Source organism: Streptomyces lincolnensis (assembly GCF_021173675.1).
Lineage (GTDB): Bacteria > Actinomycetota > Actinomycetes > Streptomycetales > Streptomycetaceae > Streptomyces > Streptomyces lincolnensis_B.
Genome location: NZ_JAIHON010000005.1, coordinates 372,704 through 385,101, shown reverse-complemented (window position 1 = coordinate 385,101; position 12,398 = coordinate 372,704). Strand labels below are relative to the sequence as shown.

At 70.0% G+C, this 12,398-nt stretch carries 12 protein-coding genes; 11 read left to right on the top strand and 1 reads right to left on the bottom strand.

The window, feature by feature from the left end; translation table 11 throughout:
- Positions 1-78 precede the first annotated feature (78 nt).
- The 10 genes from K4B79_RS16005 to K4B79_RS15960 all read left to right on the top strand — a co-directional run bounded on the left by K4B79_RS16005 (position 79) and on the right by K4B79_RS15960 (position 9,157).
- Positions 79-936, top strand: coding sequence for an ABC transporter ATP-binding protein (locus K4B79_RS16005; protein ID WP_232027254.1), 858 nt, complete (start codon positions 79-81; stop codon positions 934-936).
- 14 nt (positions 937-950) lie between these two features.
- Positions 951-1,805 (top strand): ABC transporter permease, encoded by an 855-nt coding sequence (locus tag K4B79_RS16000; protein ID WP_232027253.1) that lies wholly within the window; start codon positions 951-953, stop codon positions 1,803-1,805.
- 202 nt (positions 1,806-2,007) lie between these two features.
- Positions 2,008-3,135, top strand: coding sequence for an ABC transporter substrate-binding protein (locus K4B79_RS15995; protein ID WP_232027252.1), 1,128 nt, complete (start codon positions 2,008-2,010; stop codon positions 3,133-3,135).
- A 39-nt stretch (positions 3,136-3,174) separates the two neighbouring features.
- The gene (locus K4B79_RS15990) at positions 3,175-4,236 is read left to right on the top strand and encodes an LLM class flavin-dependent oxidoreductase (protein ID WP_232027251.1); all 1,062 of its coding nucleotides are present in this window, start codon (positions 3,175-3,177) and stop codon (positions 4,234-4,236) included.
- Between the two features lie 62 nt (positions 4,237-4,298).
- Positions 4,299-4,985 (top strand): cysteine hydrolase family protein, encoded by a 687-nt coding sequence (locus K4B79_RS15985; protein ID WP_232027250.1) that lies wholly within the window; start codon positions 4,299-4,301, stop codon positions 4,983-4,985.
- Between the two features lie 5 nt (positions 4,986-4,990).
- On the top strand, positions 4,991-6,316 hold the full coding sequence (locus K4B79_RS15980) for an NtaA/DmoA family FMN-dependent monooxygenase (RefSeq protein WP_232027594.1): 1,326 nt from the start codon (positions 4,991-4,993) through the stop codon (positions 6,314-6,316).
- 1 nt (position 6,317) lies between these two features.
- Positions 6,318-7,745 (top strand): MFS transporter, encoded by a 1,428-nt coding sequence (locus K4B79_RS15975; RefSeq protein ID WP_232027249.1) that lies wholly within the window; start codon positions 6,318-6,320, stop codon positions 7,743-7,745.
- On the top strand, positions 7,745-8,245 hold the full coding sequence (locus tag K4B79_RS15970) for an NAD(P)H-dependent oxidoreductase (protein ID WP_232027248.1): 501 nt from the start codon (positions 7,745-7,747) through the stop codon (positions 8,243-8,245). The genes K4B79_RS15975 and K4B79_RS15970 overlap by 1 nt, the downstream gene beginning before the upstream one ends.
- A complete protein-coding gene (locus tag K4B79_RS15965; protein WP_232027247.1) occupies positions 8,242-8,769 on the top strand; it encodes a flavin reductase family protein in 528 nt (175 codons plus the stop codon). Before K4B79_RS15970 ends, K4B79_RS15965 begins: the two co-directional genes overlap by 4 nt.
- Positions 8,770-8,914: 145 nt before the next feature.
- Positions 8,915-9,157 (top strand): hypothetical protein, encoded by a 243-nt coding sequence (locus K4B79_RS15960; RefSeq protein WP_232027246.1) that lies wholly within the window; start codon positions 8,915-8,917, stop codon positions 9,155-9,157.
- Here the strand turns inward: K4B79_RS15960 and K4B79_RS15955 are convergent.
- Positions 9,135-9,773, bottom strand: a complete 639-nt coding sequence (locus K4B79_RS15955; RefSeq protein ID WP_232027245.1) for a TetR/AcrR family transcriptional regulator — start codon at positions 9,771-9,773, stop codon at positions 9,135-9,137. The genes K4B79_RS15960 and K4B79_RS15955 overlap by 23 nt on opposite strands.
- A 140-nt stretch (positions 9,774-9,913) precedes the next feature.
- On the opposite strand from K4B79_RS15955, the gene K4B79_RS15950 reads away from it, so the two are divergent.
- Positions 9,914-12,268, top strand: coding sequence for an MMPL family transporter (locus tag K4B79_RS15950; protein WP_232027244.1), 2,355 nt, complete (start codon positions 9,914-9,916; stop codon positions 12,266-12,268).
- Positions 12,269-12,398 lie beyond the last annotated feature (130 nt).

The following is a 12,398-nucleotide window of genomic DNA, read 5'->3' as shown; positions in this document are numbered from 1 at the left end:
AGTCTCGCACTCGCTACGCACGCTCTCCGACTTCCAGGATCGAGCCTTCGCGCTCGCGACATGGATGGGAGCGTGAAGGTGACTGGTACGCCAGCACTTGAGCTGCGGTCGGTGCACCGGGTCTACGGATTCGGGCCGTCCGCTACGAATGCCCTCGACGACGTCGATCTGACGGTGCCCTCCGGCCGCTTCGTCAGCCTCATCGGGCCCAGCGGCTGCGGCAAGTCGACGCTGTTGCGCCTCGTGGCAGGCCTTGAGCGGCCCGACCGGGGCGAGGTCCGGGTGCACGGTGTGCCGCCCGCACAGGCGTGCGCGGCCAAGATGATCGGGCTCGTACCGCAGAGCCCCGCCCTGCTGCCGTGGCTGTCCGTGCTCCGGAATGTCACTCTGCCGCAGAAGATCAACAAGGGGTCGGGCAAGCGCCGCGAGCGCATCACCGGCTTCGCGGAACATGAGTCCGCGCAGTCCGCGCCGGCCGCACCGTCCGCGCCAACCGCCCCCGACATGCGGGAACTCCTCGTCAAGGCCGGTCTCGGCGAGGCCATGCACAAGCTCCCGGCGCAGATCTCCGGTGGTATGCGGCAGCGGGCGGCGATCGTGCGCGCCTTCGGTCTGCGGCCCGACGTACTCGTCATGGACGAGCCGTTCTCGGCGCTCGACGAGTTCACCCGCGAGAGCCTTCAGGACCAACTGCTCGACCTGTGGGACGAGTTGAAGACGACGGTGCTGTTCGTCACCCACTCCGTGTCCGAGGCCGTCCGGCTCTCCGACACCGTGGTCGTCATGGCCCCTCACCCCGGCCGCATCGTGGACGTCATCGACGTCGACCTGCCTCGGCCGCGCGGTGACCGCCTCTTCGGGGAGCGCCGCTTCCACGAGTACGAGGACCTGATCCGAGACCGACTGCGCCGTGCCTGGCACGGCGAAGCCGCGTGAGGGGGAGCGTGGAGATGACCGTGACCGACGAACGCGCCACCATGGCGGCCGAGAACGAGCAGCCCGTCGAACCGTCGCGCTTCAGCCTCAGGCATCCGCAGTCCCGGGTCGCGTGGATCCGCCCCTCCGTGTGGGCGCCGCTCCTCGTGATGACGGTGTTCCTCGCCGTCCTGTGGCAGTGGGCGGCCCGGGAGCTGCCCTACCTGCTGCCGCCGTTGCCGAAGATCGGCAGCTCGCTCACCAGCCAGTTCGGCTACTACGTCGACAATGCCCTGGTGACCGTGGGGGAGGCGGCGGGCGGCCTCGCGATCGGGTTCGTCGCCGCGTTCGTCCTGGCGGTGCTGACGAGCGAACTGCCGTTTCTGCGCCGGGCGGTGATGCCGATCGCGGTCGTGCTCAACGTCACCCCGCTCGTGGCGATCGCCCCCGCCCTGGTCGTGGCCTTCGGTTTCGGCCCGCTGCCCAAGCTCGTCATCGCCGGCCTGATCTGCTTCTTCCCGATCCTGATCAACACCGCGGCCGGTCTGGGGTCCGTGCCGCGGGAGGTGCTGCAGGTGTACCGGACGATGGACGCCGGCCGCTTCGAACTGCTGTGGCACGTGCGCATCCCCAACGCGCTGCCGTTCCTCTTCGCGGCGCTGCGCATCGTCTTCCCGCTGTCGATCGTCGGCGCCGTGGTGGCCGAGATGTCGGCGTCCGGATCCACCCACGGCCTCGGCACCGCGATCAGCACGGCCTCGTCCATGAACCAGCTGCCGATCGTATACGCCTCGATCCTCGTCCTGGCCGTCATGGGCGTACTGCTGCTGCTCGCCGTGACGCTGGTCGAACGCCGCGTCCTGCACTGGCACGACAGCGCGCACAACTGACGTTTCCCGCTTCCCCGTTCACCTTTCCTCGCACGCCTTCCCCCTGCCCCTTTCCCCCTGCCCCTTTCCCCCTGCCCCTTTCCCTCTTCCCCGTTCAGCCCGTGGCCCGCGACGGCGGGGCACTCGGCGACCCATGCTCTCCTCCGCACCCTCCCCGGCGGCCGCCGCCAGTCTGGAGTCACCCATGCCTCCCATGCCTCCCATGGCACCCATGCCGCACCCCCGCCTCATCAGAACCACGCTCGCCGCCCTCGCTCTGACCACCGTCCTCGCGGGATGCGGCGCGGACTCCGGCGCCGACACCTCGGCGGGCTCGGCCGGCTCGGTGGGCTCCGCGATCTCCGCGAAGCGGTGCGCCGAGAACAAGGCCGCCGGCACGATCACCTACCTGTCGGGCTACCAGTACCAGGCGTCGGTGTCGATCCTCGAATACGTCGCCGCCGCCAAGCTCGGCTACTTCAAGGACCTCTGCCTGAACGTCGCCCTGAAGCCCGGCACCGGCGACACGGCGCAGAACACCAAGCTGCTCGCCAGCGGTCAGGCGACCGTGGGTCCGGTCGCCGAGCAGGACGTCATCCAGGCACGGGCCAACGGCGTCGACCTCACGGGCATCTCCTCGTACTCGAACGCCGGCCTCGAAGTCCTGATGACCAACAAGGACATCACCAGGCTGACCCAGCTCGACGGCAAGGTCGTCGGCCACAAGGGCTACGTCCCCGCCACCGTCCGGGCGATGCTGGTCAAGGCCGGAGTGAAGTGGGACTCGCTCAAGCTGGTCAAGCAGGGCTACGACCCCTCCGTACTGCCGCGCAGGCAGAACGGCCTCGAAGCCCTCACGGGATTCGTCTCCAACGAGCCCAACCAGCTCAAGGCGGCCGGCCACCCCGTCACGGTGTGGAAGCCGGTCGACTACGGCGTCCCGAGCTCGCTCGGCGCGATGGCGGTGAACCCGGCGTTCGCCAAGGCACACCCGCACGCCGTCGAGGACATCCTGCGCGCCGGGCTGCACGCCTACGACTACTGCAACGCCGGCGAGGAGCACATCGCGGAGTGCGTCGGGTACGCGGCAGAGATGTCCGGACCGACGTACGACAAGAAGCTGAACACGACCATCTGGAAGACCGAGACGCGTTACGTCGAGGACCATCCGACGCCCGGGCAGCCGCTGGGCGGCATCGACGACAAGAACGTCGCGGGGATCGTCGACATGCTGCACCAGTTCGAGATCGTGCCCGGCAGCGTGACCGCCGACCGGGCCGAGGGTTGGTTCGACACGTCCTACGTCAAAGACATCTACGCGGACGGCAAGCTCGTCTGGCCCGCCCCCTAGCCGCAACGCGGATCAGAACTCTCACGAAAAGGCGCACACATGCCCGCGAAAGAGTACGGAATCTTCCTCCCCATCGGGAACGGGGGATGGATGCTGTCCACGACCGCTCCCCACCCCGAGGCGAACTACGCGTGGAACAAGCGCGCGGCCCTGCACGCCGAGACCATCGGCCTCGACTTCGTCATGTCGATGGCGAAGTGGCGCGGCTTCGGCGGCAGCACCGACCACTGGGGCCGCTCGCTGGAGTCGATGACGATGATGTCGGCGCTCGCCGAGGCGACCAGCCGGGTCAAGATCTGGGCGACCATGCACGCGAACGTCCACAACCCCGCCATCGCGGCGAAGATGTTCACCACCCTGCAGGACATCTCCGGCGGCCGCGTCGGCATGAACATCGTCAACGGCGCCTACGCGGGGGAGTTCGAGCAGTTCGGCATGTGGGACCCGCAGCTCAGCCACGCGGACCGCTACGAGATGACGGAGCTGTGGACGGAGGCCGTCACCCGGCTGTGGAGCGAGGACTCCGTCACCCTGCGCACGCCGTACTTCGATCTGGTCGACTGCGAGTCCCGCCCGCATCCGGCCGTCCGCCCGACCCTCATCAACGCGGGCCGGTCCGAGGAGGCCCGCAGCTTCCAGGCCCGATACGCCGACGGCGCCTTCCTCGCCGCCGACAGCCTTGACGAGATGCGGAACCTCTCGACGGACGTCCACGAGCGGGCGAAGGCCAACGGCCGTGTCTGCAAGACCTATTCGATGCTCACCGTCGTCCAGGACGAGACCGACGAACTGGCAGCCCGGAAGGTGAAGGAGTGGAGCGCGGGTCTCGACCGTGAGGCGCTCGCCCAGATGCGCCGCACCTGGGGCATGCCCGAGGACCAGGCCCGCGCGTGGGCCGAGGGCGCGGGCGGTGAGGCGGCGTTCCAGACGCCGTACGTCGCCGGATCGGCGCGGACGGTCACCGACCACATCGCGTACATCGTGCACGAGGCCGACCTGGACGGACTCATGCTGATCTTCCCGGAGTACGACAAGGACATGCTGCTGTTCGGCGAGACCGTGCTGCCGGCCCTGCGCGCCCGTGACGAGGTGGCGGCCTGATGTCCGACCTGCGCGGCACACAAGATTTGCGTGACAGACAAGACCTGGGTGACGGACAAGACGTGCGTGACAGCCATGACCTGCGTGACGGACAAGACCTGCGTGAACGGCAACTCGCCCACCTCACCCGGCCCGGCAGCAGGCCCGCGCTGGTCGTGGTCGACGTACAGCGTGACTTCGCCGATCCGGACCGCCTGACGGAATACGGCCTGACGGCTGCCGCGCTGTCGGCGCTCGACCAGACCGTCACCCGAATCGGCGAACTCGTCCACGCCGCCCGTGCGGCCGAAGTGCCCGTCGTCTGGGTCGAGTTGGGTAGTGACCCCGCGCGGCCGTGGCGGTCGAGCAACTGGCTGCGCGGGGGTGACTACGACGCTCCCATGGGCCCGGACGAGCCGTGCGTGCTCGGGACGCCGGGCGCCGAGTGGTACCGGATGCGGCCCGCCGAGGGCGAACCGCGTGTGGTCAAGCGGGCGTACAGCGGATTCCTCGGTACCGATCTCGACGCGCGGCTGCGCGCGGCCGGCTGCGGCTGGCTCACCGTCGTGGGCCTGACGAGCGAGTGCTGCGTCTACGCGACCGCCCAGGACGCCGTGCAACTGGACTGGCCCGTCGTCGTCCCCCGGGACGCCACGGCCGCCTACGACCTCGACATCCATGCTGCGGCGCTTGTGCAGTTGGGCCTCAACGTGGCCGTGCTCGCCGACAGCGACGAGGTCGTCGACCTGTGGAAGAAGGCAGCACCGTGACCGGCATGCACATCGCCTACGACCTCTCCTTCACCCACACCGAGGGCGCCTGGGCCCGGCAGGGCTCCTGGGTCGGGCGGGACTTCCCCGACGTACGCATGTACATGGAGCTGGCGCGGACGGCCGAGCGCGCGGGCGTCGGGATGCTGTTCTTCGGCGACGGCAGCGGCATCCCCAGCACCTGGCGGGGGAGCATCGAGCCGGCCGTGGAGTGGGGCATCCAGTGGCCGCGCCACGACATGTCACCCGTCATCGCGGCGATGTCCACCGCGACCGAGAGGGTCGGCTTCGGGCTGACGTACTCCTCGACGTTCATGCACCCCTTCTATGTGGCCCGACTGTTGAACTCCCTCGACCATGTGACCGGTGGGCGCATCGCCTTCAACGTGGTCGCCTCCACGCGCGGCGCGGACGCGGCGAACTACGGCTTCGGCGAGCTGATGGACCACGACCTGCGCTACGAGCGGATGGAGGAGTTCGTCGCCGTCTGCCGCGCGCTGTGGGACTCGGTGGCACCCGACGCCATCGTGCGCGACCGGGCCACGGGCCGGTTCGCCGACCCGGCGAAGGTGCGCCCGATCGACCACGAGGGGCGCTTCTTCACCGTCAAGGGGCCGCTGGCGTCGGTCCCCAGCCCGCAGCACCACCCGCTCGTCGTCCAGGCGGGCAACTCACCGCGCGGCATCGCCGCCTCGGCACGGTTCGCCGATCTGGTCTTCGGGTTCGGCGGCAGCCTCACGGGCCAGCAGCGGCACCGCAAACTGCTCGACGAGGCACTCCTCGCCGAGGGGCGCGACCCGGCCCGCGTGGGCATCCTCTGGGCCACGCAGGTCATCGTGGGCAGCACGACGGCCGAGGCACGGGCGCGCCGCGACTCGGTGGACGAGTTCTGGAACGAGGAGGCCGTCGCCACCTACCTGTCGCACAACGCCGGGTACGACTTCTCGACGCTGCCGGGATCCTTCCGCCTGGCCGAGCTGCGCGACGAGATCGTCGCGGCCAACGCCAGCCCGGCGGGCCTCGTCGGTTCGCTCATCGCGGAGTTCGGCGAGGACCACACGATGAGCCGCGACGAGTTCTTCGCACACGGCCGCAGCAGCGCGACGGGGCTCGATCACAGCGTCGTCGGCGACGTCGCCACCGTCGCCGACGCGTTGGAGGAGAACTTCGCCGCGACCGGATCACGCGGCGGCTACATGATCTCCTGCCCGCTGGCCATGCCCTCCGGCTTCAACGGGATCAGCGAGCAGCTGCTGCCCGAGCTGCGCCGCCGTGGCGCCCTCGCGCCCGCCCACCCCGGCGCCACACTGCGCGAGAACCTGGCGGTGTGAGATGACCGCGGCAAGTGGGCGGACGACCGCGGCAAGCGGGCGACGCCACTGGCTCGCCCTCGGCAGCCTGTGCGCCGGGTTCTTCATGCTGCTGCTGGACAGCACCGTCACCTCGGTCGCGCTGCCCGCGCTGATCACCGGCCTGCACACCAGCGAGACCCTGGCGATCTGGGTCAACAGCAGCTATCTCATCGCCTACGCGGTGCCCCTGCTCACCGCGGGACGACTGGGCGACCGCTACGGCCACCGGCGCGTCCACCTGGTCGGACTCGCCGCCTTCACGCTGGGGTCGCTGCTGTGCGCGCTGGCTCCCACCATCGAGGCACTCATCGGGTGGAGGGTGCTCCAGGGCGTCGGGGCCGCGCTGATGACACCGCAGTGCCTGACCCTCATCAAGGCGCTGTTCCAGCCGCCGCGCCTCGCCGTCGCACTCGGCGTCTGGGGTGCGGTCGGGGGCGCCGCGGTGGCCGCCGGGCCGCTGGCCGGCGGCCTGCTCGTCGCCGTCGGCGGCTGGCCCGCGGTGTTCTGGGTCAACGTCCCGATCGGCGTGGCGGCGATGGTCGCCGTGGCCGCGTTCGTCCCCGCCCTGCCCCGTCAGGAGGCGGGCATCCCGGTGTGGGCGATCTGCGCGAACGCCACCGGCGTCGCCGCGCTCGTCCTCGGCATCCAGGGCACGGACGCCGTGAGCGCCGACGCGTGGGGCGTACCCCGCTGGGTGCTCATCGCCGGCGGCGTGATGGTCGTCGTGGCCGTGGTCTGGCTGCAGCGTCGCGACGGGCAACGTGCGCTCGTCCCCGTCGCGTTGCTGCGCAGTCGCGGGTTCGTCATCGCGGCCTGGGGTGGCGCCGCCGCGGCCTTCTGCGCGGGCTCGGCCATGATCCCGCTGATGCTCTACCTCCAGCAGGAGCGCGGGCTCGACCCGGGCGCGGCGGCCTTCACCCTCGTACCGATGGGTGTGGTGTGCCTGCTCGGCGCCCCGGTCTCGGCCCGGCTCAACAACACGATCGGGCCGCGTGCCGTCGCCGTGCTCGGCTCGTCCGCGCTCGTCCTGTCCATCGCGGCTTCTGCGGTACTCGTCGCGACGGACGCGCCGATCCCCGCCCTGACCGTCGCCTTCGCGGTGTACGGCGTGGGCAACTCGTTCGTCTGGTCGCCGCTGTCGATCGCGGCGGTGACCACGGTCGCGGCGGACGAGGTCGGGGCGGCCTCGGGAGCCTTCAACGCCATGAAGCAGCTCGGCGCGGTGCTGGGCAGCGCGGCCAGTGCCGTTCTCCTGGCCGGATCCGGTTACGCGGCGACTCTCGGCGGATTGGCGGCCGCCGGACTGCTCTGCCTCCTCGCCTCCGCGCTCCTCCGCGTCGACCGTCCAGGCGCCGGAACTCCCGCGGCGTCCGCCGCCGCTCCCTCTCTACCGACAGGAGTCGCCTGATGAAGGCTGTCGCCGTCATAGGAAACCCCAAGGCCGGCTCGCGCACCCGCGATGCCGCCGAACGCCTCGCCGCGGCCCTCGGGCTGGACTGCGAGGTCCTCGAAGTCGCCGAACTCGGCGCCGGTCTGCTCGCCTGGGGCGACCCGGACGTCACCGCGGCCGTCGAGCGGGTGCGGGCCGCCGACATCGTGATCGCGGCGTCTCCCACCTACAAGGGCACCTACACCGGCCTGCTCAAGCTCTTCCTCGACCAGTTCGCCACGGCGACCGGCCTCGCCGGCCAGGTGGCGCTGCCGCTCATGCTCGGTGCGGGACCCGCGCACGCCCTCGCTCCCGAGCTCAGCCTCAAACCCGTACTGGTCGAACTCGGCGCGACCTGCCCCGCGCAGGGGCTCTACCAGCTCGACTCCACCTACACGACGGACGACTCACTCGACCGCTGGGCCGGCCAGTGGGGCCGGACCGTGCTCGACGCCGCGAAGACGAGGAACGCACGATGACGACGATTGAAGGCATCGAAGGTCTGGGAGGCATGGAAGGCCTCACCTCGGATCTCGGCGAGCTGAAGAGGGCGTTCGCCGCGTTCCCCTCAGGAGTCGCCGCCCTGTCGGCGCGCGTCGACGGCGACCCGACCGTCATGATCGTCTCGTCGTTCACCGTCGGGGTCTCCGCCGAACCGCCCCTGGTCTCCTTCGCCGTGCAGCACAGCTCGACGACCTGGCCGGTGCTGTCCCGCGCGCGGGCGATCGGCGTGTCCGTCCTGGGCGAGGCGCACAGCGACAAGGCCCGGCAACTCGCGTCCCCCAGCAAGGAAAGCCGGTTCGCGGGCCTGGGCACGGAGGAAACGGCATCCGGCGCGATCTTCCTTCAGGGCGCGCCGGTCTGGCTGGAGTGCGCGATCGAGCACCACTACCCGGCCGGCGACCACGACATCATCGTGCTGCGGGTGCTGGCCATGATGGCCGACGACGAGCGCAATCCGCTGGTCTGGCACCAACGGACGTTCAAGATGCTGGCCGACTGAGCGATGCCGGTGCCATGACGTCCGCGCGGCCGACGCATGTCCGTCGTTCTCGTCCCTGTCCCGTGCGCCACACGGTGTTGACCAGGACGGCGAGGCCGCCGACGATCCGTCCCGTGTCGGCCCGTCGTTGCACGAGGTCGACCCGGTGGCGCTGACCGCGTTCCGAGCCCTCCGGGAGTTCGACCTTGAGGCCGAGCACGAGCGGTTCGAGCGGGTCGGCACCGAGCGCCACCGGCTCGTCGGGCAGTTCGAGCAGCCCGGCCGAGCGGTGCGCGGCGCGACCGTCCGAGCGGACCTGCGCGAGGGACTCCTTCGCGGGGAAGCTCTCTGCGCGGCCCGGCCCCCGCGTCGGATCCCGGCGTCGATCAGGTGCGTGCGACGTGGCTGAGCGCGGTGCGCAGATCGCCCTCTTCGGGCCGCAGCGGGGGGAGGGGGGTTGCGTTGGTGGGGTTGAGCGAGTCGAAGAGCAGGGCGATGAAGCGGGCGCGCAGGGAGGGTGCCGTGCCCGGCAGCGCGAGGCCGGCGACGGCCATCACGAGGAACCGTGGAATGTCTTCCGCGGTGAGGTCGGGGCGGATCTCGCCCTCCTGCTGCGCGCGCAACAGGAGGGGATGGAGGGAGTCGCTGAGGCGTTGGAGGGCGTCCATGGCCACGTCGGTGAAGTTGCTGGCGAAGGTGACCAGTCCCTGTTCCTGAGCGATCAGGCTGAGCAGCTGTGTGGCGATGTCCTGGAGGGACTGGCGCGGGTGAGGTGCGTCGGCGGCACCCTCGATGAGGGGGAGCAGGTCGGTCTCGAGGATGTCGTCGAGGACGGCCCGGACGATGGCTTCCCGGTTGGGGAAGTGGCGGTAGAGGGTGGCGATGCCCACGCCGGCCTCGGCCGCGATCTGTTCCAGGGAGGCTTCGCCCGCGCTGAGGACGGTGCGTCCGGCGGCGGTGATGCGCTCCACGCTGGAGCGTGCGTCGACTCTGCGCCGGGGGGCGCGGTCTTTCGTGGTCGCCATGTGCGGCTCCTCTCTGCTCCGGCAGGCTCCGAAGAAGGCTATCCGCACCTCGAATGATAGTCCCCTATCGTTTTGAGAGTACCCTCTCACTTCGTGCGTCGCGCGGCCCCGTCATGGGCGCGTGGAGAAGGGAGAGAGCTGTGTCCGTCCTGTTCTACCGACTGGGAAGGTTTGCCTACGGCAAGCCCTGGTACGTCATCGCGGGCTGGCTGGCCGTGGTGGCGTCAGTCGTGGCGCTTCTTGCGACCAGCCCCGTCAAGCTCAGCAACGAGGTGCGCATCGACGGCACCCCGTCCCAGAAGGTCATCGACGATCTGGCCACATCTCTGCCGGAAGCCTCCGGAGGTCAGGGCATGTTGGTCTTCAAGGCCCCGGACGGTGCCCGGATCGACGACGTGGGCGTTCGGACCGCCCTGTTGGCGGCGGTGAACGCCGTCTACGGCCACGACCACGTCATCGACGCCAGGAAGGTCCTGGCCCGGGAAGCCGCCAAGGGGGAGAACAGCCCGCTGATGCGGGCCCAGGCGGCGGTGGCTCAGGCTGCCGGACAGTCGCCCTCCGACAAGACCCCCGTACCGTTCCAGGCGGACGGTCAACCGGTGCCGGGAGTCACCGTCTCGGCCGACGGCTCGACGGCGCTGATGCAGTTCCAGTTCGACGAGCAGACCTACGAGCTTCCCTCCGGGACGATCGACAGCACCGTCGAGGCCGCCGAAGGCGCGTCCGCACCCGGCGGCCTGAAGGTCCTGCCGTCGGCGAGCATGATGGAGATCCCCGAGGTCGTCGGCGTCGGAGAGATCGTCGGCGTCGTCGTCGCGGCCCTCGTCCTGCTGATCACTCTGGGATCGGTCGTGGCAGCGGGGCTGCCCCTGGTCATCGCCCTGGTCGGCGTCACGGTGGGAGTGGGCGGCGCCTTCACCCTCTCCAGCGTCTTCGAGATCCACTCGCTCACCGCGGTACTGGCCCTGATGCTGGGACTGGCCGTGGGCATCGACTACGCCCTTTTCATCGTCAACCGGCAGCGTCGGCTGATCCTGGACGACGGCCTGGACGCGCACGAAGCGGCCGGCCGTGCCATCGGCACCGCCGGAAGCGCGGTCTTCTTCGCCGGCAGCACCGTCGTCATCGCCCTGATGGGGCTTCTGGTCGTCGGGATCACTCTGCTCAGCACCATGGCAGTCGTCGCCGCCGCCACGATCGTGGTTGCCGTCCTGCTCGCCCTGACCCTGCTCCCGGCGCTGTTGGGTCTGGTCGGAGAACGCATCTGCTCGAACCGGACCCGGAACACGGCGCGGCAGCGGGAATCCGTCGCGGCGCCCGCGCGGGCAACACGCTGGGGAGCGCGCCTGGTCCGCCACAAGTACCCCGCTCTCGCGGCCGCGCTCCTGGTTCCCGCGATCCTGGCCGTGCCTGCCGCCGACATGAAGTTGGGCCTGCCCTCCGGGGCCAGCTACAACAACGGCACCGCGCAGCGCCAAAGCTACGAGCTGGTCAGCGACGCCTATGGGCCCGGCTACAACGGCCCGCTCCTGGTCGCCGTCAGCCCCACCACAGGCGAACAACGCCTCACTCCCGCGACGCTGGCCGCGGTCACCGCCGACTTGAAGGACATCAAGGGCACGACCGCGGTCTCACTGGCGGGGATGAACAGCACCGGCACCACGGCCATTCTCAGCCTCATTCCCGGCAGTGGCCCGAACGACGACGCGACCAAGGACCTCGTCACCGCCGTACGGAACAAGAGCCCGCAGATCAGCGACGCCCACGGTGCCGCCATCGGCATCACCGGCTTCACCGCCCTCGCGATCGACGTCTCCGACCGGCTCGCCGACGTCCTGCCCCTCTATGTGGCAACCGTGCTCGGACTCTCCCTGATCGTCCTGCTCCTGGTCTTCCGCTCCTTCATGGTCCCGGTGATGGCCACCCTCGGCTTCCTGCTGAGCATCGCCGCCACCTTCGGCCTCACCACGGCCGTCTTCCAATGGGGTTGGCTGCAGGACCTGATCGGACTCGACGCCACGGCTCCCGTCGTGAGCCTGCTGCCCATCATCATCACCGGCATCCTCTACGGGCTCGCCATGGACTACCAGATGTTCCTGGTCACCTCCATGCGCGAAGCACACGTCCACGGCGCCACCCCGCTCGACGCCACCATCGCCGGTTTCGCTCGTGCCAGTTCCGTCGTCGTCGCGGCGGCCACCATCATGATCTCCGTCTTCGCCGGATTCATCTTCAACGCCCAGCCCATGATCAAGCAGGCCGGCTTCGCGCTGGCCGCGGGCATCCTCATCGACGCCTTCGTCATCCGCATGACACTCATCCCGGCCACCATGGCCCTCGCGCAGGAGAAGGCCTGGTGGATCCCCGCCCGGCTGAACCGCCTGCTCCCCGACCTCGATGTCGAGGGCGACAAGCTCGCGCAGAGGATTCCGTTGCCCCACCCTGCGACTCCCCGGTCGCCCGGCATGGCCCAGAAGGCGGAATCCACCAACTGAGTGCGCCTGTCGCGCCGTCCAGACCCGCGAGCCGTGCCGTGAGGGCGATCTCCGTGAGGAGGGTGCGAGCGTCGGGTAAGGCGACCGCCAGAGGCGCCAAAACTCTGGCAAAAAGGTCTGGGGCCACGGC